At 42.2% G+C, this 23983-nt stretch carries 20 protein-coding genes; 11 read left to right on the top strand and 9 right to left on the bottom strand.

The window, feature by feature from the left end; all coding sequences use genetic code 11:
• Positions 1-7: 7 nt before the first annotated feature.
• Entirely contained in the window at positions 8-556 is a 549-nt protein-coding gene (locus tag AB9K32_RS02425; protein ID WP_369884254.1) for a hypothetical protein, read from the bottom strand.
• A gap of 8 nt (positions 557-564) precedes the next feature.
• Entirely contained in the window at positions 565-2076 is a 1512-nt protein-coding gene (locus AB9K32_RS02420; protein WP_369884253.1) for a helicase HerA-like domain-containing protein, read from the bottom strand.
• Positions 2077-2133: 57 nt separating this feature from the next.
• Between AB9K32_RS02420 and AB9K32_RS02415 the strand changes: the two genes are divergently transcribed.
• Together AB9K32_RS02415 and AB9K32_RS02410 are read left to right on the top strand one after the other, a co-directional pair.
• On the top strand, positions 2134-2586 hold the full coding sequence (locus AB9K32_RS02415; protein ID WP_252080509.1) for a Rid family detoxifying hydrolase: 453 nt from the start codon (positions 2134-2136) through the stop codon (positions 2584-2586).
• A gap of 32 nt (positions 2587-2618) precedes the next feature.
• A complete protein-coding gene (locus AB9K32_RS02410) occupies positions 2619-3251 on the top strand; it encodes a 7-carboxy-7-deazaguanine synthase QueE (protein WP_224837471.1) in 633 nt (210 codons plus the stop codon).
• Positions 3252-3263: 12 nt separating this feature from the next.
• Here AB9K32_RS02410 and AB9K32_RS02405 read toward each other — a convergent pair whose 3' ends face one another.
• Positions 3264-4088, bottom strand: coding sequence for a hypothetical protein (locus AB9K32_RS02405; RefSeq protein WP_252080508.1), 825 nt, complete (start codon positions 4086-4088; stop codon positions 3264-3266).
• A 41-nt stretch (positions 4089-4129) separates the two neighbouring features.
• Complete coding sequence (locus AB9K32_RS02400; RefSeq protein ID WP_369884252.1) at positions 4130-4840, bottom strand: class I SAM-dependent methyltransferase; 711 nt, start codon at positions 4838-4840, stop codon at positions 4130-4132.
• A gap of 74 nt (positions 4841-4914) precedes the next feature.
• Here AB9K32_RS02400 and AB9K32_RS02395 point away from each other — a divergent pair, with 74 nt between their 5' ends.
• From AB9K32_RS02395 to AB9K32_RS02385, 3 genes are all read left to right on the top strand, one after another.
• Positions 4915-5409, top strand: a complete 495-nt coding sequence (locus tag AB9K32_RS02395) for a YkgJ family cysteine cluster protein (RefSeq protein WP_224837474.1) — start codon at positions 4915-4917, stop codon at positions 5407-5409.
• A 21-nt stretch (positions 5410-5430) separates the two neighbouring features.
• Positions 5431-6261 carry a sterol desaturase family protein gene (locus AB9K32_RS02390; RefSeq protein ID WP_369884251.1) on the top strand — a complete coding sequence of 277 codons (831 nt, stop codon included), beginning with the start codon at positions 5431-5433 and terminating at the stop codon, positions 6259-6261.
• Between the two features lie 158 nt (positions 6262-6419).
• A complete protein-coding gene (locus AB9K32_RS02385) occupies positions 6420-7577 on the top strand; it encodes a serine hydrolase domain-containing protein (protein WP_369884250.1) in 1158 nt (385 codons plus the stop codon).
• A gap of 123 nt (positions 7578-7700) precedes the next feature.
• Here AB9K32_RS02385 and mfd read toward each other — a convergent pair whose 3' ends face one another.
• Together mfd and AB9K32_RS02375 are read right to left on the bottom strand one after the other, a co-directional pair.
• Positions 7701-11138 carry a transcription-repair coupling factor gene (gene mfd, locus AB9K32_RS02380; protein ID WP_369884249.1) on the bottom strand — a complete coding sequence of 1146 codons (3438 nt, stop codon included), beginning with the start codon at positions 11136-11138 and terminating at the stop codon, positions 7701-7703.
• Positions 11139-11219: 81 nt separating this feature from the next.
• The gene (locus AB9K32_RS02375) at positions 11220-12443 is read right to left on the bottom strand and encodes an exo-beta-N-acetylmuramidase NamZ domain-containing protein (RefSeq protein ID WP_369884248.1); all 1224 of its coding nucleotides are present in this window, start codon (positions 12441-12443) and stop codon (positions 11220-11222) included.
• Positions 12444-12446: 3 nt separating this feature from the next.
• Here AB9K32_RS02375 and AB9K32_RS02370 point away from each other — a divergent pair, with 3 nt between their 5' ends.
• Positions 12447-13688: an ABC transporter permease gene (locus tag AB9K32_RS02370; protein ID WP_224837479.1), complete on the top strand. Its 1242-nt coding sequence runs from the start codon at positions 12447-12449 to the stop codon at positions 13686-13688.
• Between the two features lie 15 nt (positions 13689-13703).
• Positions 13704-14480, top strand: coding sequence for an aldose 1-epimerase (locus tag AB9K32_RS02365; RefSeq protein ID WP_369884247.1), 777 nt, complete (start codon positions 13704-13706; stop codon positions 14478-14480).
• A gap of 1 nt (position 14481) precedes the next feature.
• On the opposite strand, the gene AB9K32_RS02360 is transcribed toward AB9K32_RS02365, so the two are convergent.
• Positions 14482-15957 carry a helix-turn-helix domain-containing protein gene (locus AB9K32_RS02360; protein ID WP_369884246.1) on the bottom strand — a complete coding sequence of 492 codons (1476 nt, stop codon included), beginning with the start codon at positions 15955-15957 and terminating at the stop codon, positions 14482-14484.
• Positions 15958-16084: 127 nt separating this feature from the next.
• Here AB9K32_RS02360 and aceB point away from each other — a divergent pair, with 127 nt between their 5' ends.
• Positions 16085-17683 (top strand): malate synthase A, encoded by a 1599-nt coding sequence (gene aceB / locus AB9K32_RS02355; protein WP_252080499.1) that lies wholly within the window; start codon positions 16085-16087, stop codon positions 17681-17683.
• Between the two features lie 86 nt (positions 17684-17769).
• Positions 17770-19050, top strand: coding sequence for an isocitrate lyase (aceA, locus tag AB9K32_RS02350; RefSeq protein WP_369884245.1), 1281 nt, complete (start codon positions 17770-17772; stop codon positions 19048-19050).
• Positions 19051-19113: 63 nt separating this feature from the next.
• Here the strand turns inward: aceA and AB9K32_RS02345 are convergent, their stop codons facing one another.
• Both AB9K32_RS02345 and AB9K32_RS02340 read right to left on the bottom strand, forming a co-directional pair.
• The gene (locus AB9K32_RS02345) at positions 19114-20490 is read right to left on the bottom strand and encodes an exonuclease domain-containing protein (RefSeq protein ID WP_369884244.1); all 1377 of its coding nucleotides are present in this window, start codon (positions 20488-20490) and stop codon (positions 19114-19116) included.
• A gap of 70 nt (positions 20491-20560) precedes the next feature.
• Positions 20561-21403 carry an AraC family transcriptional regulator gene (locus tag AB9K32_RS02340; protein WP_369884243.1) on the bottom strand — a complete coding sequence of 281 codons (843 nt, stop codon included), beginning with the start codon at positions 21401-21403 and terminating at the stop codon, positions 20561-20563.
• Positions 21404-21536: 133 nt separating this feature from the next.
• Here AB9K32_RS02340 and AB9K32_RS02335 point away from each other — a divergent pair, with 133 nt between their 5' ends.
• Both AB9K32_RS02335 and AB9K32_RS02330 read left to right on the top strand, forming a co-directional pair.
• Complete coding sequence (locus tag AB9K32_RS02335; protein ID WP_224837485.1) at positions 21537-22460, top strand: dihydrodipicolinate synthase family protein; 924 nt, start codon at positions 21537-21539, stop codon at positions 22458-22460.
• Complete coding sequence (locus AB9K32_RS02330; protein WP_369884242.1) at positions 22457-23980, top strand: aldehyde dehydrogenase (NADP(+)); 1524 nt, start codon at positions 22457-22459, stop codon at positions 23978-23980. Before AB9K32_RS02335 ends, AB9K32_RS02330 begins: the two co-directional genes overlap by 4 nt.
• Positions 23981-23983 lie beyond the last annotated feature (3 nt).

The following is a 23983-nucleotide window of genomic DNA, read 5'->3' as shown; positions in this document are numbered from 1 at the left end:
TTTGGGTCTATTCCCAACCCACCATCAAATATTTTATTTTAGCTTCATCGGGTATCTGTACCGCTTCAATATTGGAAGATGAGAAACGAAGGCCCTCGGGCAGTTCTTCTTTATCAATGGTAAAATAAAGGTTGCTTCCTTTTGGAAAAACAACAATACTGTTCAATGTGGTCACAATTTTTTTGATATCGTAACTGTTTTGGATGTCCTTGAAGGTACTTTGCAAGCTTACACCTTTGTCTGAAACATACCTTGGGTCCATGATCCTTACGTTTTCAATGGTAGGGATACTATCGGAATTCGCCTTTAGGGTTAAAAGGTGTTTGCCGCCTTTTTCGTAAACCTCCATTTTTTTTGGTGATACCCCCAGGTTGATCTGTGTAGAATCGGCTACGACCGAATCTTGCACAAAAACAGTTTTTATGTCTGGAACTCTGGTAGTTTGGGTCAGCGGGCCTACACTGGTTTCGGTAATTAAAAACGTGGTGTCCTTTTTACAGGATTGTATTGCTGCAATGCCGCAAATTAGGGTCAATATGCTAATTGTTCTTTTCATTTGAATTATTATCGAATCACTTTTTTTAATACGCCCAAAACCCCCCGGATAAATGTTGCACTGGTCAAAACTTTGACCACAGGGTTCATTCTGGTGCTTCTTCGTGTTGAGGTTGTTCTGCGGGAAGTTTGTTTTATTTCTTTTTCTTTCTCTGCCTCCTTTTCAGCTTTTTCAATTTTTTCACTCAGGATTTCGTAAGCACTTTCCCTATCGATTTCCTCATTGTATTTTTTTATCAATTTGGAGGCGTCCAAAACCTCTTTGATCTCGGAATCGCTTAACACATCCATTCGACTCATAGGAGCACGCATCATGGTTGCTGCCAGTGGAGTGGGGCGTCCTTTTTCGTCCAAAGCGGAGATCAAGGCTTCCCCGGTTCCTAAAGAGGTAAGTACCTCGGCTGTGTTGTAAAACTCGGAAATGGGATAGTTCTGCGCCGTGAGCTTTATGGCTTTTCGGTCCTTGGCCGTAAAAGCACGTAGGGCATGTTGCACCTTTAATCCTAATTGTGCCAGTACGTCGTCCGGCACGTCGGTCGGGTTTTGGGTTACAAAATACAACCCTATTCCTTTGGAGCGAATTAGTTTCACAATACTTTCAATTTGATCTAAAAGCGCTTTGCTGGCATTGTCAAAAATAAGGTGTGCCTCGTCTATGAACAATATCAATTCGGGTCGGTCGCTATCGCCTTGCTCTGGGAAGGTGGCATAAATTTCCGCCAAAAGGCTCAACATAAAGGTTGAGAAGAGTTTGGGACGGTCCTGAATATCGGTCAAACGGATTATATTGATAAATCCTCGTCCGTTTTCATCAATACGGACCAAATCGTCCACTTCGAACGATTTTTCCCCGAAAAACAAATCGGCTCCCTGTTGTTCGAGCTCGATGATCTTTCTTAAAATAGTCCCTGTGGAACTTGTGGATATACGGCCATAAGCCGATTGAAACTCTTTTTTGCCCTCACCAGTTGCATATTGCAGTACCTTTTTAAAATCATTTAGGTCGAGCAAGGGTAATTTATTATCGTCACAATATTTAAATACTACGGCAACAATACCTTCTTGGGTTACTGTCAAATCCAAAATACGGGATAAAAGTACAGGGCCAAATTCGGAAACAGTGGCGCGTAGGCGTACCCCATCTTGTTCGGATAGCGACATGATCTCTACAGGAAAACCTTTGGGTTCGAATGGAAGCCCGATCTTTTCGTGCCGTTCATCAATTTTAGGATGGCCGGGGCTTGGTTGGGCGATACCGCTCAAATCTCCTTTTAGATCCATGAGCAAAACCGGGATTCCTTTGTCGGATAAATTCTCTGCAAGCACTTGTAGGGTCTTCGTCTTACCGGTTCCCGTTGCACCTGCGATGAGTCCGTGACGGTTCATCATTTTTAAAGGAATCTTTATATGTGCATCGGTGATGGTTTCACCATCCAACATACCGGCACCCATGGTAATGTAATCGCCTTTCATGGCGTATCCCTGTGCTATATGTTCAAAGAATTTTTCTTTATTGCCCATCGCTGTTCAATTTGCGATAAAAATAGGGTAATTTTAGGCAATACTAAAAACGAGATCATGAAACCTTTTCAGTACACCATCTTGGCAATTTTGTTGAGCGGCTTTGTTGCAACCACTTATGCACAGGAAACCACCGAACTTATTTTCCATAATTCGCACGAACCTAAAAAACAGAAAGCTCCCTTTAGCGATGTGGTTGAAGCTGGCAATATGTATTTTTTGGCCGGGCAGATTGGAATGGACCATACAACGCGTACCCTTGTTGATGGCGGTATCCAGGCCGAGACCAAACAAGCTATTGAAAATATAAAAGCGGTCCTTGAGGAGCACAATTTGACTTTGGACAATGTGGTGAAATGTACCGTGATCTTGGCAGATATTGATGATTTTGCGGCTTTTAACGAAATTTATGTCCAGTATTTTACCAAAAAGCCTGCTCGGACCACTTTTGCCGCGAAGGGCATTGCTGCCAACGGACAGATAGAAATCGATGTTATTGCCGTAAAATAGGTGAAACCGCCCAAGAGGACTATCTTTGCGGCATGGTAAAAGAAAATGTAATGGAATTGGTGGAGAAAGGTGCCATGTTGCCGCTCATGGAAGAATTCTATACCATTCAGGGTGAAGGATATCATAAAGGTACGGCCGCTTATTTTATAAGGGTGGGAGGTTGTGATGTGGGTTGTCATTGGTGCGATGTAAAGGAGAGCTGGAACGCGGAAACACATCCTCCTACACACATCGATAGCATAATCGCAAACGCCGAAAAGTACTCCGATACCATTGTGATTACAGGAGGTGAGCCCCTGACTTGGGATATGGGACCATTGACCCATGGCCTAAAGGCCAAAAACATGAAGACACATATCGAGACTTCCGGGGCTTATCCTTTAACAGGGGTTTGGGATTGGATTTGTCTTTCGCCAAAAAAAAATAAGCTCCCTGTTGGGGATATTTCCAAAAAAGCACACGAACTAAAGGTAATTGTGTACAATAAACACGACTTTATATTTGCGGAAGAGCAAGCGGCACAAGTTGGGGAGAACTGTATTTTGTATTTACAGCCCGAGTGGAGCGTTAGGGATAAAATGGTGCCACAAATTGTGGATTATGTAATGAAGAACCCTAAATGGAAAGTATCTTTGCAGACCCACAAATATTTAAATATCCCTTAATTTTCTGGCAATTTATCGACCACCGTACTTTTGAAGGTCCAAAATGCATTCGGCATCAAAATCGGGAATAGTGGCCAATCCTTTGGAGGCGTTTTTCTCCATCTGTTTGAGCATGGAGCTCCCGAATTCCAATTCAGAACGCATTAAACAGCCTTCAACATTACAATGGTTGGTGCCTTCCTGATTCCCGTCTTCATTTTCCGTGGTTTCTTCGTGGTCGTTTACAGATTGTGTGGACAAGTTTACCAAACCGAACAAATGGCCAAATTCATGTAGTAAGGTAGCAGTCTCCACATCGGCTATGGTTACGAACGAGCTGCGGTTTGCAATATCCTCCACGGTGGATTGATAAATGACCATGGATGTATTTCGGTAGACGGCGCCAAGAGTGACCAATCCTTCATCTTCATCATCACTATCGGATGGTGCGTCGGCAAAATAGATATATACCGCAATGGCATTTTCGCTGTTGTACTGGGTCCTGTTTTTTTCCTCCAGGTCTACAACTTCATCTAGGGTAAGGGTTTCTTCGGATGGTGTGGAAAGTGAGGTAAACTTGAATTCTATATTCTCCTTAAAGGTTCTTTCCAATAAAAAGTCTTCAAAATTGGAAATGGCCTCAAATGTAGGCTCAAAACCGGCAACATACGCAATTTCAATTATAAGCTTGTCAAAATTTTCGTTGGATAATAGGTCTCTTGCCGACGCGCCCGTGGTCAATAGGTTCCCAGCTTTAAGATTGGTACTGGATTCGCTAGTGGTGTTTTCGTCCGAACTCTTGGAGCAGCTCGTTAATAATCCAACACAGAATAGGGCACAAAGAGCAATTTTTTTCATAACAAGAGAATTAGTATATCAACGTTCTAAATGGGAAACTATTACTTTTTTAACGTTAGTTTGGCCAAATAATCGTAGTGTTCCCCAGATAGTACAAGTTCACAATTAAGATTATTCGATTCACAGGCATTTTTTAGGGTATTGAAGTCTATATAGACCCAATCAAACTCATCGGTTTCCATTCCTTTATATTCCATCTTAAATTTTACTTCGCCATAGTAATCGCCATTGTCCGGAATCCAATAACCACCGTCATCATCCTGTTCGAACATGTAAATAATGTCGCTGGAATCGACCAAAACCTGACCATTGGGCATCAATAATGAGGCCAAATGCTTTAAAAAGTGACTTAAATTTTTCAATTTTCCGGCCAAACCGATTCCGTTCATCAACAATAGCAAGGTGTCGAAACGGGTATCGCTATACTCCAATATGCTGCCTAAAACCACAGATTTTATGCCACGCTCCTCGCATACCGCTATACATCCTTTGGAATTGTCCAAGGCTGTAACATCCAATCCCTTTTCTTGAAGATACAGGGAGTGGCTTCCGGCACCTGCACCAATATCCAGGACCTTTCCCCGTGCCAACTCAAGGGCCTTTTGTTCTATTTTGGGCATTTTATGGAAGCTGCGGAACAAATAGGGGACAGGGATAACATCCTCTTCATCTAAAGATGAAAAGGTTTTAATGTCTTCCGTATATAGGCCTTTTTGATAATCTAATACCGCCTTTCCAAAAGCATCTGCCATTTTGGGTGTTTTGTTTTTGCAAAGGTGGGACTTTAATTGCATTGAAAGGTTTAAAATGGATAAGTTTGTGCACTATGGACGAAATACTTAAGGAGTTGGCGCAACGGGCAAAGGAAAAACATGCCGAGAACAAAAAATTCTTTGCTAAACTAAAAAAGCGTCCTCCCAAAAACCTTGATTATACAATGCAGGATTTGCACGAGAGCGAATTCGAGCGTACCGACTGCCTTAATTGTGCCAATTGTTGCAAAACCACGGGTCCATTGTTTACCACTGCGGATATCGAGAGGATAGCAAAACATTTTAGGATGAAACCTTCACAATTCATAGATGAGTTTTTACGAATGGATGAAGAGAACGATTATGTGCTGCAATCCGTACCCTGTACGTTTTTGGGTGCCGATAATTATTGCTCCATTTACGACGTTCGGCCCAAGGCATGTCGTGAGTTTCCGCATACGGACCGAAAAAAGTTCCAACAGATTGCCCATTTGACCCTGAAGAATGTGGCCATTTGCCCTGCGGCCTTCAATATTGTGGAGGAAATGAAAAAATCCATAAAATTTTGATGATTTGTTATATTTGAAGGAATGGAACAGATAATTTCTTATTTTGAAACGATTCCTTCGTGGCACCGAAGCCTAATTTTGGTAGGAGGAATCACTTTTTTTTGGATTTTGGAGGGTATTGTGCCCTTGTTCAACGCGCCTTACAAAAAATGGCGTCATTCAGTGCCCAACTTCTTTTTTACGTTCACAACGATAATAGTGAACTTTCCTTTAGCGTTCTTGCTCCTAAAATCTTCGGACTGGGCTGTGGAGAATGGGTTCGGGATCATTAATTGGTTGCCCGAAATGCCGTTGTGGCTATATGTGCTTTTAGGGGTAATGCTTCTGGATTTGATCGGGGCATATGCGGCCCATTGGGTGGAGCACAAAGTAAAACCTTTATGGATGGTACATTTGGTGCACCATTCCGACCACAATGTGGATACCACTACCGCCAACAGGCATCATCCTTTGGAAAGTTTAATACGCTACGCTTTTACTTTGGCAGGTGTTTTAATCGTTGGTGCGCCCATAGGAATAATAATGCTGTACCAGAGTCTGTCGGTAATTTTTTCTCAATTTAACCATGCGAACATCGGATTGCCAAAAAAAGTGGACAATGCTATCAGTTGGTTCATTGTAAGTCCGGACATGCACAAAGTGCATCATCACTACAAGTTGCCCTATACCGATTCCAATTACGGGAATATCTTTTCTATTTGGGACCGGTTGTTCGGTACCTATATGTATTTGGATGCAGAGGATATTGTTTACGGCGTGGATACATTTCCGGATGAAAAGGAGAACAGCAGCATTAAAGGCTTGCTAAAACAACCTTTCCATAAATATCGAAGGCCTACAACAGATGGGTAGTAAAGAATCGATCTTTAGATTTCGATTGCTCAAGAATGCCAAGATGTTATTCTTGTTTTTAAGCAGAATCCATTATCTATCTACATCATCATTGGAACTGATGATTTAAAATTCCGTAACAATCACTACCTTACTTTCCCAATCCAAACCTTTCTGAAATGAAAAACAGTTTTGTTGCGGCCTTACTTTTTGCCGCATTTGCCATCACTTTTAATGTCAACTCCCAAGAAATATATTTTCCAGAACGCTACGCAACGTGGAAAACAGCTGAGAATGGTCAATTTAAATTTGACAAAGCTACTTTGAAAAAGGCGGTCGATTATGCCAAATCCAACGAATATTCCGGGTCCAGGGATTTGCGGGTCGCTATTTTGGAAGGGTTCAAGAGAGAGCCTTTTCATCAAATTTTGGGTCCGACCAAAAAACGTGGGGGACCTGCCGGATTGATTATGAAGAACGGCTATGTTTTGGCATCGTGGGGCGATACCAAACGTGTTGATATGACTTTTAGTGTTACCAAGAGCTTTTTGTCCACCGTTGCTGGTCTTGCCGAAGATCACGGATTGATCAACGACACCAAGGATAAAGTTGGCGACTATATCTGGGACGGCACTTTTGATGGCGAGCATAATTCTAAAATTACTTGGGAACACCTATTACAACAAAATTCCGATTGGTCGGGCGAGCTGTGGGGAGGAAAGGACTGGGCGGACCGTCCACCTAGCAAAGGAGGTCTTGACGATTGGAAGTACCGAACCCTTAACGAACCAGGAACCGTAATGGAATATAACGATGTTCGTGTGAACGTACTTGCCTATTCGCTCACCCATGTGTGGAGAAAACCTGTTCCCATGGTGCTCAAAGAAGAGGTGATGGATAAAATTGGAGCAACTACATCCTGGCGATGGTTCGGTTACGAAAATGCTTGGACCGTTATCGATGGTATTAAAATGAAATCCGTTACGGGAGGTGGACACTCAGGTGCAGGGCTTTTTATTTCTACCGAGGATATGGCCCGTTTTGGAATCCTATTCTTGAACAACGGGAAATGGCAAGATGAACAGATTATCAGTGAGGATTGGATCAAGAAAGCGACTATGCCTTCCGTGCCCAATGTGAATTATGGCTACATGTGGTGGTTAAACCTACAGGGTGACCGCCATTGGGATAGTGTTCCTGAACATGTGTTCTACGCTGCCGGTTTTGGGGGCAATTTTATTGTGGTTGACCAAAAAAGTGGTTTGGTGATCGTGACCCGTTGGCTGGAACCTTCAAAAATAGGGGAGTTTGTTAAGCAGGTTTACGGGGCTTTTTAAGTTTGAATGCCATTTCGTACTATACGGACTTATTCTTTTATTTTGAAGTTGCTGGACGCTTCACTCAATCGAAATGATCTAGGTGGTGTATCAGTCCTTTCGAACGATATGAGAAATCTTAACTTATGCAGAAACATTCTCTTTTGAAGGCGTAAACGGCTCCAACACCTTCAATGCCTTCTCCACACTTGTTATTTTATCAAAAACCAACAATAACCGGAGTCCATTTCGGGTCTGTTTTTCCTTGAGTTTTACCAATTGCGGATGTGTTTGAGCGTATTGTAATACTTTAGTGAATGTAGGACTTTGGTAAAAACTGGATTGTTGGTCGGCAATAAAGTAACCAATAAACTTGCCTTTTTTCATGATCACTTTTTCCAGTCCTATATGGGTGGCGATCCATTTTATACGAACAGAGTTCATCAAATCCACGGCAGGTTCCGGTAACTCCCCAAAACGATCTACTAGTTGTGCCTCGAATTTTTGTAGGCCTACTTCGTCCTCTACACTGTTTAGTTGGGTGTAAAGGTTCAGTCGTTCGGTTATATTGTTTATGTAATCATCAGGGAAGAGCAATTCAAAATCGGTATCGAGCTGCATCTCTTTTACATATACTTTTTCTTTGTCGCCCTCTACTTCTTCATACAATTCTTTGAACTCATTCTCCTTAAGTTCATCTATGGCTTCCGACAATATTTTTTGATAGGTCTCGAAACCGATCTCATTTATGAAACCACTTTGCTCGCCTCCTAAAAGATCGCCCGCTCCTCGTATTTCCAAATCTTTCATGGCTATGTTAAAACCACTGCCCAAGTCGGTAAATTGTTCCAAAGCTTCGATTCGTTTCCTTGCTTCGGGGGTCATAACCTCGTAAGGCGGTGTAATAAAGTAACAGAAGGCTTTTTTGTTGCTTCTGCCTACGCGCCCGCGCATTTGGTGTAGATCGCTCAACCCAAAATTATTGGCATTATGAATAAAAATGGTGTTGGCGTTGGTTACGTCCAATCCACTTTCTATAATCGTGGTGGACACCAATACATCGAACTCGCCGTTCATGAACGAAAGCATTAAGGATTCCAATTTTTTGCCTTCCATTTGACCATGTCCGATACCAATTTTTGCATCGGGTACCAAACGTTGGAGCATTCCGGCAACTTCTTTAATGTTCTCTATGCGGTTATGGATAAAAAATACTTGTCCGCCCCTTTGGATCTCGTAGGATACCGCATCGCGTATAACCTCTTCGTTTAAACGAATAACCTGACTTTCGATGGGGTAGCGGTTGGGCGGTGGCGTATTGATCACGGATAGGTCCCGAGCGGCCATCAAACTAAATTGAAGTGTTCTCGGAATAGGAGTGGCGGTTAATGTAAGCACATCCACATTTTCTTTTATGGAACGTAGCTTCTCTTTTACAGCAACCCCGAATTTTTGTTCCTCGTCCACGATCAACAATCCCAGATCTTTGAACTGCACGTTCTTGTTCACAAGTTGATGGGTGCCTATAATGATATCTATTTTGCCCTCGGCCAAACGTTCCAAGACATCCTTTTTCTCCTTAGCGGTACGGAAGCGGTTGAGGTAATCGACCGATACGGGCATTTCTTTTAGGCGCTCCTTAAAGGTTCTGCTATGTTGAAAGGCCAAAATGGTAGTAGGTACCAAAACGGCGACCTGTTTGCCATTGTCCACGGCCTTGAATGCGGCACGAATGGCAACTTCGGTTTTTCCAAAACCTACATCACCACAGATCAAACGGTCCATGGGGCGTTCGCTTTCCATGTCCTTTTTTACATCTTGGGTGCTCTTTTCTTGGTCAGGGGTGTCTTCGTAAATAAAGGATGCCTCCAGTTCGTGCTGCAGATAGCTGTCCGGGGCATATTGGAACCCTTTTTCGAGTCTACGTTTAGCATAAACCTTAATAAGGTCGAAAGCAATTTTCTTAACCCTTGCCTTGGTCTTTTGTTTCAGTTTTTTCCAGGCAGCAGAACCCAGTTTGAATATTTTTGGTGGTGCACCGTCCTTACCGTTGTACTTGGATATTTTGTGCAATGAGTGAATACTCACATATAAAATATCACGATCGCCATAAATAAGTTTAATGGCTTCCTGCTTTTTGCCCTCTACATCAATTTTTTGCAATCCTCCAAACTTGCCGATACCATGGTCAATATGGGTCACGTAATCCCCAATTTCGAGTTTGTTGAGCTCTTTTAAAGTAATGGCCTGTTTTTTTGCATAGCCATTTTTTAAATGGAACTTATGGTAACGCTCAAAAATTTGATGATCCGTGTAGCAGGCTATTTTCAGGTCTTGATCAATAAAACCTTGGTAGAGCGGGAATATTATGGTTTGATAATGGACGGTTTGGTCCACTTCATCAAAAATATCGTGAAAACGTTTGGCCTGTTGTTCCGTGGAACAGAAAATATAATTGCTGTAACCCCCATCCCGATTATCGTTGAGGTTTTCGATCAGCAGATCAAACTTTTTATTGAAGGAGGGTTGAGGTTTGGTATTGAATTGGATTATCGAAGCTGTCGTCTCGAGCGTAGCCGAACTAAGTTCTTTTGTCTGGTTCTCGACCGCACCCGAACTTACGGAAGAATTGCCTATCTCAACACATAAATAATCCTCCAATTGTGCTTTTAATAAAATCGAATCTGCAAAAAGTTCTTTAGGTTTTGCGTGTTTGATCTCTTGGCTCAATTTGGCGAAACTTTCCTCCGCTTTTTCAAAAAGAGAATCGATTCGGTCGTAGATCAGTGCTAGGTTTTTGGCAAATACCACTGTGCTTGCCGAAACATATTTTAAAAAGCTTTCGCGTATCTCTTCGGTAAATTTGTTCTCTACATTGGGGATGATCGTGATTTTCTTCACTTTGTCCGTGGAGAGTTGTGTTTCTACATCAAAAGTTCGAATACTGTCCACTTCATCGCCAAAAAACTCTATACGATAAGGTTCGTCGTGCGAGAAGGAGAACACATCCACAATTCCGCCACGAACGGAAAATTCTCCCGGTTCGGTAACAAAGTCCACTCGTTTAAACTGATATTCAAAAAGGACTTCGTTCAAGAAATCCAAAGAGATTTCGTCACCAATTTTAATCTTTTGAGTGTTTTTGTCGAGTTCCTTTCGCGTAACCACTTTCTCAAATAGTGCATCGGGGTAGGTAACGATCACCGCAGGTTTTTTTCTGGAATTGATACGGTTTAGGACTTCGGCACGCAAAAGTACGTTGGCATTATCGGTTTCTTCTATTTGATATGGCCTACGATAGCTTCCGGGGTAGAAAAGCACATCTTTTTCACCGATGAGCTGTTCCAGATCGTTTAAATAATAGGCGGCTTCTTCCTTGTCGTTCAAAATTAGGAGAAAAGGTAGGTCTGCCGATTTGAACGTGTCGGTTATCATAAAAGAAAGCGATGAGCCCACAAGCCCTTTTACATTGATTTTTTGTGATCTTGCAGAAGAGTTGCTTTGAGATTGGGCAATGGCGCTCCTCAGTTTCCCAAGTGCGGGAGACTGTTCGTATAATTGGGAAATCGGGGTTTTGGTCAATCCAAAAAACTTTGCGGCAAAGATAAATCGTGAAATCTTTTACAAGAAATGTTTTTTTGGATAAAATTTCAATTCAAAAAACTAATCATAGATCAAATACTTTGCCCTGATCTTTTTGAATTCTTTCAGATCATTCTGCCAAGTCGCCCGGATTTCTTCATTGGTCATACCTTCTTCAATCTGTTGTTGGAGCAAAGGCGTGCCGGCATGTTTGGTAAACCCATTGGTTAAAAAGAACTTTGATTTATCCAAGGTGTTGTTGTAGGCATCAATGATCCACTCCATGCTTACTTTGTTCATCCTTGGCGTTTTGGATAGATCATTGCCGTAGCAGGTCTTGCCTTCTTCTTTAGGATATTTGGAGCCAAAATTAGGCTTGGGAACATAACTGAAATCATAGGCCGTACTATCCATAAAGGATGCCCCATAGCGCTGAAATTGGGATTCGGTGCCCCTGCCTGCATTCACATTGGTGCCCTCAAAAAGTCCCAAGCTGGGGTATAATGTAATCGATGTATCGTTGGGCAAATTCGGGGAAGGTCGGATAGGCAAATGGTACTCCGAATCGTGTGTGTAATTTTCGAGTTCTATAACTGTTAAGTCGGCTTTTACACCGTTTTCCATCCATTTTTCACCGTTCAGCATTAAGGCATATTCGCCCATCGTCATCCCGTACACCAACGGTATAGTGTTCATTCCCAAATATCCTGTGTGCTCCTTCATCATGGTGGGGCCATCCACATAATGTCCATTGGGGTTGGGCCTATCCAACACAATTATAGGTTTGTTGTTTTCGGCACAAGCCTCCATTACCAATTCCAGTGTGGCAATGTAGGTGTAAAACCTGACCCCGACATCCTGAATGTCAAAAACCACAACATCGAGCTCTTCGAGTAGCTCTTTGGAAGGTTTTTTATTTTTGCCATAAAGGGAAATTAAAGGCAGTCCCGTTCGCGTATCCATACCGTCCTTCACGTGCTCTCCCGCATCTGCGGTACCTCGAAAACCGTGTTCCGGGGCAAATACTTTTTTAATATCGACACCTAAAGAAATTAAAGAGTCCACCAAATGGGTGTAGCCTTTTTCTTTGAAAATAACGCTTGTTGGGTTGGCTACAATTCCTACTGATTTTTCTTTTAAAAGGGGGGCATAGGCCTCGGTTCGGTTGGCGGCCACTTTTATGGACGGGGGAGTGGCTGTTTGTGCCTTGGTATCGGAATTGTCTTCTTTTTGTTGACCCTTGCATGCGGAAAGCATTAAAAACAACAATAAAAATGTACTTTTGAATCTAGATAAAATGGGCATTCGTTGAATTTAGAATTATTTATAGCCAAACGCCTTGTTACAGGGAAGGAGCATAAAATTAGTATTTCCGCCCCGATTATAAAAATTGCCATTGCGGCAATTGCCATCGGTGTTGTTATGATGTTGATTGCCATAGCGACAGGTGTGGGCCTTAAAAACAAGGTTCGAGAAAAGGTTGCAGCCTTTAACGGACATATCCAAATTTCCAATTTTGATAATAACAACTCCGAGGTTTCCTTGAAACCAATTTCCATTGATCAGGACTTTTATCCAGAGTTTTTGAACGTTGAGGGTATAAAGCACGTACAGGCCGTAGCCACCAAAGGAGGAATTATTAGAACTGCAGATACTTTTGAAGGGATGTTGGCAAAAGGGGTTGGGAGCGATTATGATTGGAGTACGTTCAAGGAATATCTGGTGGACGGTAGGTTGCCCGATTATAGCGATGAGTTGAACGAAGAGGTGTTGATCTCCAAATTAATGGCCAATAGGTTGCAACTAAAGACCGGTGATAGCTTTTTTTCCTTTTTTCTGAGGGATGGGGACGCCTCCAAGCCACCGAATAATAGACGGTTCGATATTGTGGGTATTTATGACAGTGGTTTCGAGGAGTTTGATGAAACCTACGTATTCGTGGATATCCGACATATCCAACGGATGAACAAATGGGAGGAAAATCAAATTGGAAACTTTGAGGTATTTATTGAGGATTTCGACCAACTTGAAGAAAAAAGTAACGAAATATATAACAAAACAATCTCTGTTTTGGATACCCAAAATATAAAGAACAAGTATTTCCGAATTTTTGAATGGATCGGACTTTTTGATTTCAATATTGCTTTGATTATTGGGATTATGATCATTGTGGGCGGTATAAATATGATTACCGCTTTACTGGTTTTGATTTTGGAACGTACCCAAATGATAGGAATTCTTAAAGCGTTGGGGTCGGCGAACTGGAGCATTCGAAAGGTATTTTTATATAACGCAGCCTATTTGATTGCCATTGGGCTATTTTGGGGAAACCTTATCGGATTGGGTGTTATTTTTCTTCAGGACAGGTATCGAATGTTCAAATTTCCAAACCCGCAAGAATATTATATTGAGTACATTCCCGTACATATGGATCTGTCCACAATTATATTTTTGAATATTGGGGTCATGGTACTTTGTTTGTTAATGCTTTTGATTCCATCGTATATTATCACAAAGATTACACCTGTAAAAGCCATCCAGTTCGAATAACCAAGAATTAAGAAGATGATTCAGCTAAAAAACAATACAAGCGAAATAAGCATAGATAAAGGAGAGTTGGTCGGTTACAAGGTTAACGGATTTGAATTTATCCATCAAAAAGGAAGCCCGGGCTGGAGTAGTTCGGATACCGAAATGTTCCCTGTTATCGGGCCAGTTAACAAAGCCGGTTTTAGGGTTCAAACCCCAAAAGGCCCTGCTGTACAGGACCAACATGGTCATCTACGTCAAATGGAATACGAACTGGCAAACCATTCGGATACTACAGTCGTTTACGAAAAAAAGTATAAAGCGGGCACTGAAGTTTTCAATGCCAAGTTCCCGGAAAAATCCACTGAAGAAGCGTTGATCTGGCCATATGATTTCAAGTTTAAAAAATCGTTTGTGTTGCACGAGGATTCGTTGGAAATCAGTTTTAGAATTACCGGCGAGCAAGGAATGCCCTTTATGTTGGGGTATCATCCAACTTTTAAGTTGTATTCCAGTGCACCCACCATTGTGACCAAAAACAGGGAAATAACATTGGACGAAGTTTTGGCTGTTGGGAGTAGGGCACTGCAGGTAGCGGATTGTACCTCCATCACACTAAAGGATGAAAAGGAGATTACCATCGAGACCAAAGGTTTTGGGAATTTTATGTGCTGGACGGAAGTTCGGAATATGGTATGTATCGAGCCGATTTCGTTCTATCCTTACGCCGTGGAACAGTCCCATCTGCACAACGGATTTCAACTATTGGAAGACGAAGCTGTTTTTAATGTACTGTTAAAACCAAAAGCGTAACCTAACTGAATTTCAGCTGCAGTTCTTCCACTACTGATTCGGTTTTCAAGTTCTGTTGTTTTTTTTGCAACACCACAGGAGGTGATTGTCTTACATCACAATCTTTTATGGAACAACGCTCGCAAGTAACGCCAACATTGTAGGTTTTTATTTTGGGATCATCCAAAAACTTTACTTTCTTTTTGAGTTCTGTATTGATCAATAGTCCAAGACTTACACTCCTATATTCGTCTTTTTTAAATGGATCTGCCGTAGCACTGGAAAAAATAAGATAGGATAAACCGTCGTTTGGGTAATGCGAGATCTGAACATCCATGAGGTGCTCGGCCGATGTTTTTGAAATTTCCTGCAACACCCGGATAGAGACCCAACGGCGACAATATTTTTCGTTGGATTCGTTTCCGTGTGGTGAATGGTGGTGGGTAAGGTGCAATTCTTTGGTAATATGGAATCGATTGCTTCCTTCTTTATGCCCTAACCGAAGAAAGAATAGGTTTTCCAGCTGGTAATCGTTGGGCAAGATGTTCGTCAGTCTCTGGTAAAGTGATTCCGGTGACGCATTAAAACTGTTCTTGATTTCGGTGAGAAACGATTTGTCGAATTTTGGTTGGGCTAAAAAGGTCTCCAGATTTTGTTTGATCAAGTGCCTCGGGATGACCAGAGCTCCAGCAAAATAAGAAGCGTAAAAATTATTGAGCACTTGATCAAAATTGTTGAATTTGATCCAGGTAAATGTGTACAGTCGTTCTTCGATGTTTAAATAATTGTACCCGATTTCTTTGGCATAGATAAAAGCCCGTTGTGCCTCATCGATATGGTCCGCTACCAAAAGTGTTTTTGTTTTGGGGATAAAAATAGACCGTAGGTTGTCCAGTTCCTTATATCGGGTCAGTTCGTCATTATTAATGGAATAGCCATATTCCTCCACCAATATTTCTTCTAGTTCCGTTGATGTTGGTGACTTTTTAGAATTGACCTGATACGCTTTGGTAAAATTCTCTGCCGCCTCCTCCAATTCGGGGAAAAAGTTATTGCTGGCCTCTTGGAAAGAACGCAAGGAGGCCAAGTAAAAGCTTTCCTTGCCAAAGTTGTAGTGTTTGGCAATCTCAATAATGGTGCTGATAAAAGCGTTTACCTTGGTAGGGGCGTTGGCTACAATGTCAATAAGGTCACTTTCCTTGATCCCGAACAGTTCCAAGGGAAGTTCTTTCAAAACTTTGGACTTTAGCAATTCGCCGACCGGAGCTAGATTTTTGTCCAACTTAAGGGAAACCATATTATCGTAGGGAACTTCCAATTTTTCCGCCAGAAGGGCAATTTTATCCGTTTTGGGATACTTTTTTCCTTTTTCGATTTCGTTGAGGTAAGATTTGGAGAGTCCGGATAGTTTGGACAAACCAAACAACGAAAGTTTTCTTTTGGACCGTATCTGCTTGAGCTTTAGCCCAAAAATCAGTTTAATATATTCTTCTTCCATTTTTCTCAATCAAAGATAACTCTTTTTGCGAATATGATAAAAAAAGCGAATAAATAGAAATTAGCGAACGTTCGCTTGTTTTTTTCAAACGTTTGCGTTAACCTTGTTTCATAAATTTAAAAGTACTATGGAACAAGCAGTTATGACCAATACCAAATTGCAATTTGCAAAAGAGGTGAAGAACTACTACCCAGAACTGTTGACAAATCGGACTTTTGATTTTTTGATCGCATTGCATCAAAAGTTCAATAGATCAAGGTTGCAGTTGCTGGACGAACGAACTAAGCGGCAAGCACAATTTGATGCAGGTACTTTTCCGGATTTCCCCAAAGAAACGGAACAGACAAGAACCGTAGATTGGAAGGTAAAAGGAATTCCAGAAGACTTACAGGACAGAAGAGTTGAGATTACCGGGCCGGTGGACCGGAAAATGGTGATCAACGCTTTGAACTCCGGCGCCAAGACCTTTATGGCCGATTTTGAGGACAGCAATGCCCCGACTTGGTATAATTGTATGCAAGGCCAGCAGAACTTAATAGATGCAAATAAACGCACCATTACCTATTATGATTCAAAAAAAGGTAAAAACTATAAGTTGAACGAGGAGGTAGCCGTTCTTTTGGTGAGGCCCCGTGGACTGCATTTGAACGAGAGACATATCTTGATCGATGGGGAGGAGGCTTCGGGCAGTTTGGTCGATTTTGGTTTGTATGTGTTCCACAACACGGAGATATTGCGCAACCGGAAATCCGCTCCATATTTCTACTTGCCCAAGTTGGAACATTACTTGGAGGCCAGATGGTGGAACGAGGTAATGACATTTGCTGAAGAATACCTGAACGTTCCGGTAGGAACCTTCAAGGCAACGGTTTTGATCGAGACCATAACGGCCAGTTTTCAATTGGACGAGATCATTTACGAGCTGAAAAACCATATTGTAGGTCTTAATTGTGGCCGATGGGATTATATTTTTTCCTACATCAAAAAATTTAAGAATCATCCCGAATTTATTTTGCCGGACAGAGATCAGGTGACCATGACAGTGCCCTTTATGGATGCCTATTCAAAACTGGTGATACAGCGTTGCCATAAAAGAGGTATTCATGCAATGGGCGGTATGGCAGCACAAATACCTATCAACAACAACCCCATTGCCAATGAAAAGGCACTTGAAAAAGTACGATTGGATAAGGAAAGAGAGGTTAAAAACGGGCACGATGGCACATGGGTGGCGCATCCCGGGTTGGTGAAAATTGCCAAGGATATCTTCGATGCGCACATGCCCAGTGCAAATCAACACGATGTGCTCCGGGAAGAGGATTCAATAGCAGCTTCCGATCTACTTGCCATTCCTAAAGGTACAGTTACCGAAAAAGGGGTCCGTAAGAATATTTCCGTTGGCATACTGTACATGGAGTCTTGGTTGCGGGGCAACGGGTGTGTGGCCATCAATAACTTAATGGAAGATGCGGCAACGGCCGAAATCTCCAGGACACAATTGTGGCAATGGCTAAAATTTACGGTTAGGTTGGATGATGGTAGAAAACTAACCGAAGCTCTCTATACAAAACTGTTGGAAGAAGAAATCGCAAAAATCCGACACTTGGTAGGTGAGGGCAATTTGCACAATACCAAATTTGATGAAGCCATCAAATTGTTCGATAAGCTGGTGAGGGCAGATAAGTTTGAAGAATTTCTGACCACCAAGGCCTATCGTGAGATATAACTTAAACAAAGCGTATTAATCAAAAAAAATCCCAAGAATGCGCGAACATTACCTGGGATTCAAGTCAAATTTCGAATTATAAAATTATGGAAAAAAAGGAGAAAATTCAAGCATTGGTAACAGATTGGACCGTTAACCCGCGATGGAAAGGTGTGGAACGCCCGTATACCGCAGAAGAAGTTATAAAGCTTCGGGGGTCTTATGAGATAGACCATTCCATTGCACGTTTAGGTGCCGAAAAGCTATGGAAAAAATTGAATACCCAAGATTTTGTTGCAGGTCTGGGCGCATTGACCGGTAACCAGGCCATACAGGAAGTCGAGGCCGGACTGGATGCCATTTATTTGAGCGGATGGCAAGTAGCGGCAGATGCCAATCTGGCCGGGGAAATGTATCCCGATCAATCATTGTATCCGGCCAATAGCGTGCCCATGGTGGTTAAACGGATCAATAATGCCCTTTTGCGCGCCGATCAAATTCAAACGGTAAATGAAATCGAGGCGAAAAAAGATTATTTGGTGCCTATCGTGGCCGATGCAGAAGCAGGTTTTGGAGGTAACCTCAATGCCTATGAATTGATGAAATCCATGATAGAGAACGGAGCCTCCGGAGTGCATTTTGAAGACCAGTTAAGTTCTGCCAAAAAATGTGGGCACTTGGGGGGAAAGGTTCTGGTACCGACCCAAGAAGCCATAAATAAGTTAATTGCAGCTCGATTGGCTGCCGATGTAATGGGTGTACCATCAATAATTATTGCTCGTACCGATGCTGATGCGGCAAATCTGTTGACCAGTGATATTGATGACAGAGATCATAAATTTTTAACGGGCGAAAGATCTCCAGAAGGCTTCTTTTATGTGAACAATGGTCTAGATCAGGGTATCGACCGTGGACTGAGCTATGCTCCATTCGCCGATTTGATTTGGTTGGAAACTTCGAACCCCGACTTGGAACAAGCACGAAAATTTGCTGAGGCCATCCACAGTAAATATCCGGATAAAATGTTGGCCTATAATTGTTCGCCATCCTTTAATTGGGCTGCAAAACTATCCGTTAAGGAAATGGAAGGTTTTAGAGAGGAACTCGCCGCTTTGGGCTACAAGTTCCAATTTATTACACTTGCCGGTTTCCATGCCCTCAACACCAGTATGTTCGAACTTTCAAAATCCTATAAAGAAAGGGGTATGGCCGGTTATTCAGAATTGCAAGAACGTGAGTTTGCTTTGCAAAAAGACGGCTTTAAAGCGGTAAAACACCAAGGTTTTGTGGGTACGTCCTATTTTGATATGGTGCAAAACGTGGTTACTTCGGGAAAAGCGAGCACCATGGCCATGAAAGATAGTACGGAAACTGCTCAGTTTAAATAATACTTTACTTTAACTTGTTGTAGTTATTTGTGTTTTAAAGTGCCCCCGATTTTGGGGGCATTTTTATGTGGCGACGTTAAATATTTGGGTGGTCGGCTCTTTTAAAAGGTATTGTGTAAGTATGCTTTCCGTTTCCACCGTATGTTTTTGAGGAGTGATAAAAGCCGTTAGATCCTCTAAAGAAGAAATTTCAATGTCCGTATCAATAAATCCAAAGCCCTTGTACACACCATCGGCTATTAGGATTATGGCGTTTTCATTGGGTTCTCTTCCTTTTTCTTTGATAACCCTCACTTCGGAAGCGAGCATTTTCATGTGTTGTATTGCTTCCTGCGCTTTTCCGTTATAATCGGCAACGGATTCTTCTCCCTTGCAAATGCCTTGGCATGTGGTAATTTGATGATGGGAACAGGCCGATGTGGTCTGTTGTAGATGACAGTATTTTGGACACAACGAAAAGCTTTTGCATATCTCCTCGAGATACGCTCTGCAATCCGTTTGGTTATGAAAGATCTTCAATGGGTCGGGCACCCCTTTAATAGTGTTGAAAGCCAGGTGTGTTATTCCGTTCCGGTCCTCATAAGAGAATATGGCGTACTGCTTTCCCATTCTTTTTTGGGCACGGTTATAGGGTGGGAATAGCCGTTTGATCTCCGCAGATTCCATTAAAAGAGCTACCAGTTCACTCCCCGCGAGTTTAAAATCAATGTTGGCCGTCTCGCTGCACATTTGAATTTCTTTTCGGCTTTTGTCGTAAAAATGTCCCAACACCCGTTTTTTTAGGTTAATGGCCTTTCCCACATAAATAATCTCCCCTTTTTGGTTCATAAAATAGTAGATGCCCGGTTTCTGGGGAATACGGTCAAATACCGATTTGGGCAAATGGGGCGGAAGGGTAGCTTCTTGGCTTCGGGCGTTCAAAAACTTTTTGAACACCGTTTCCGAATCCGGTTTGGCCAAGAGTTGTTCAAATAGAAGAACCGTAGCGTGTGCATCTCCTCGCGCACGGTGCCGGTCCGTCAATGGAATCTCGATGGCGGAGCATAATTTGCCCAAACTGTATGAATTTAGACCTGGAATCAACTTTCTGGACAAACGTACCGTGCAGAGCTTTTTTCTAGTAAAATCGATACCAATCTGCCGAAACTCTTCCTTGATCACCCCGTAATCAAAATTAACGGAGTGCGCCACAAAAATACAGCCCTCCGTAATACTCATTATATTTTCGGAAATCTCAAGGAAAGTTGGAGCATTTTGTACCATTTGATCATCGATTCCCGTGAGCCCGGTAATAAAATAGGGGATGGGGCTTTGCGGGTTCACCAAAGAAGTGAATTCATCCACAATTTGATTTCCATCATATTTAAAAATGGATATTTCGGTGATCTTGTTGCCCTTGACTCCGTTTCCCGTTGTCTCTATGTCGATTATGGTGTACAAATTACTGATTCTAATAAAAGAATGAAATTATGGATAAACTCAGCAGCTTCCAAAAACTAGGTTCACTGTATTAAAATTGCGCACGGTACTGTGTTGGTGTACAATGTTTGTATGTTTTAAACTTTCGGTTGAAATTGGCAATATTGTTAAACCCGCATTGTTCGGCTATGGTCCCGATCGACAGCTCAGGTTGTTTAAGCATCAGTTTACAGGCATTCTCGATTCGTATCTCGATCAAAAATTGAAAAAATGTCTTGTTGGTTCGTTTTTTAAAATATCTGCAAAAAGCATTCTTCGTCATGTTGGCCCTTTCAGCAATTTCCTCCAAGGTGATGTTCTCACCATATTTCTCCATGGCATAGTCATAAACTTTGCCCATTCGTTTTCCCTCGTCGTCCGAAAAACTTTTTCTGTAGATAAAAGAAGAAAGCGGAACGGTTTTGGACTTGTTGATATAATGTATAATCAATAATAGTGAGGAGATCTGTTCCACTTTGCTTTGTTTGGACAGTGAATCGAACAGGGGGATTATTTTAGTTTTTTGAGTCAAGACCATCATACCAAACTCCGCTTTTTTAAAGAAATTTTGGGTGGACGATAGATCTGCCAGTTGAAAAAAGTCTTTGCCAAAGGCATCTTGATTAAAAAAAAGGGTGTGCATTAAGGACTCCTCTTTGTGCCGGGCATCACTTCGGAACACATGAGGAATGTAACTGCCGATTACAAGAATGTCCCCAGCTTTGTAATCGTTTATACGGTCGCCTACGATCAATGTACCTGAACCTTTTTCCACATAACTGATCTGGATTTCTCCATGTTGGTGCAATTGGTCATAAAAAACATGTTCCCTATCTATTTGATAAACGAGAGCTTCATTTTTTGGTTTTGGGATTTTAAAGGGTAAGACCTTCATGGGTGAGCTTAAATTGATTTAATTACAAGTTTGATGTCAAAAATAGGGTAATATAGTATCAAAATATGCTAATAATACTATAAACTACCTTTCCGGTCTCTTTGTAATTTTAAATCATATAATTTTAGAAACTATGGTAAAATGGGAAGGCGTAATGCCTGCGGTAACAACAAAGTTTACAAAAGAGGATGCTTTGGATCTTGTAATGTTCCAAAAAAATATTCAAGCACAAATCGAAGCTGGTGTACACGGGATTATTTTAGGGGGCACTTTAGGTGAGGCAAGTACATTGGAGCAAGAGGAAAAGGAAATCCTGATCAGGAAATGTGTAGAACTAACGGAAGGAAAAATTCCTGTGATCATGAATGTGGCAGAGCAAAGCACAAAAGGGGCTATTGCAGCAGCTCAAAGGGCCGAAAAATCAGGTGCAGATGGATTGATGCTTTTGCCACCGATGCGTTACAAATCCACCGATAGGGAAACCGTGACTTACTTTAAAGCGGTGGCCAACAGTACTTCCCTACCTATTATGTTGTACAATAACCCAGTGGATTATAAAATAGAGGTAACTTTGGATATGTTGGAGGAGTTGATCGAATGTGAGAATATAAAAGCCATAAAAGAATCGACCCGGGATATTACCAATGTTATCCGGATACAAAATAGATTTGCGGATAGAATAAAGGTGTTCACGGGAGTGGATACCCTTGGAATGGAAAGCTTGGTTATTGGAGCAGTAGGGTGGGTTGCTGGATTGGTTTGTGCTTTTCCAGCAGAAACCGTGGCCATTTACGAGTTGGTGAAGGCCAACAGAATTCAAGAAGCGCTTAAAATTTATAGATGGTTTATGCCGCTATTGGAGTTGGATATTAGCCCTCAATTGGTTCAAAACATAAAGCTGGCCGAGGTGGCCACAGGCATTGGTACGGAACATGTTCGGGCTCCTCGCTTGCCTTTAGAGGGAGCGGAAAGGGCAAGAGTGCTAAATGTGATTGAAACGGCAATGAGAAACAGACCGGAACTACCGGATTATAAAAATATAAATAGCATAATATGATTACAGGTAAAAACTGTATAGGAGGGCAGTTTAAAGCAGATGGCAATGTTGAATTTAGAACCGTAGATCCCAAAAAAAATATTCAAAACCCTACAGTGCACATCGAGGCGACTTCGGATGAAATAGAAGCGGCCGTGGCGAAGGCATGGTTGGCTTTTAAAATATACAGAAAGATGCCCGGAAAGATGCGAGCAGAGTTTCTTAATGCGATTGCAGATGAGATTTTGGCATTGGACAAGGTTTTGGTGGATACCTATATATTGGAGTCAGGTTTGCCGGAAGGACGTGCCATTGGTGAAAGGGGGAGGACCGTTTTTCAATTACGCTCTTTTGCCGAATTGATTGCAAACGATGACTGGCGTGAGAATACTTTCGATGCTGCACAGCCGGACAGGAAACCTATGCCAAAGGATGATCTTCGAAAAACCATGATACCATTGGGGCCAGTTGCCGTTTTTGGGGCCAGTAATTTTCCCTTGGCATACTCAACGGCAGGCGGGGATACAGCAAGTGCCCTTGCAGCAGGATGTCCAGTTGTGGTAAAGGCGCATCCCATGCACGCTGGTACCAACGAACTAGTGGCTCTGGCCATTGTAAAGGCCGCCGAAAAAACAGGAATGCCACAAGGCGTTTTTTCCAGTATAAATGGAGGTGTGCAAGCTGGAGTGGATTTGGTTACGAACCCTAAAATAAAGGCCGTTGGGTTTACCGGAAGTATTGGTGGAGGTAGGGCACTTTTCGATTTGGGAACAAAACGTGAAGAACCCATACCGGTTTTCGCAGAAATGGGAAGCATCAATCCGGTGATCATTTCGGCAAGAGCCGTTTCCAAACGGGGAAACGAACTGGCCAAGACCTATGCAGGTTCCATCACCTTGGGAACTGGGCAATTTTGCACAAATCCAGGACTTTTGCTGACTATTAAAACTGCCGATACCGAGCAATTTGTTCAAAATTTGGCAAAGGAGACCATTGCTATTGCACCACAAAGTATGTTGCATCCGAATATTAAAAAAGGATACCTGAAAAAAGGAGAAGATGTGCTGTCGCAGGATGGAGTCGAAGTAGTTGCCAAATATGAAGGGGAGCTAAATCCCAACGATGCCGCATCTGTAATTGCCTCCGTTTCTGGCGAAGCCTTTTTAAAGAACCCTAAAATGCACCAAGAAGTTTTTGGGCCATTCAGTATGGTGGTCCAGTGTAAAAACGAAGCAGAGCTTATCCAGATTATCGATGGATTGGAAGGCCAGCTCACAGGCACTTTGATCGCAGAAAAAGATGACGATTTAAACCTTGTGGAGATAGTGGATTCCCTTCAAAACAGAGTTGGAAGAATAATTTACAACGGAGTTCCAACAGGAGTGGAAGTATGTCCGTCCATGCAACATGGAGGGCCATATCCCGCATCTACCGACTCCAGATTTACCGCGGTTGGAACCCATTCCATAAAACGATGGGTAAGACCGATTAGCTATCAATCGTTTCCCATGGAATTGTTGCCGGACCATTTAAAAAAATAGCTA

This window comes from Allomuricauda sp. XS_ASV26, from assembly GCF_041224615.1.
In the GTDB taxonomy this organism is placed as follows: Bacteria; Bacteroidota; Bacteroidia; order Flavobacteriales; family Flavobacteriaceae; genus Flagellimonas; species Flagellimonas alginolytica.
The sequence above is the reverse complement of the archived record's forward strand: the minus strand, read 5'-3'. Positions and strand labels throughout refer to the sequence as shown.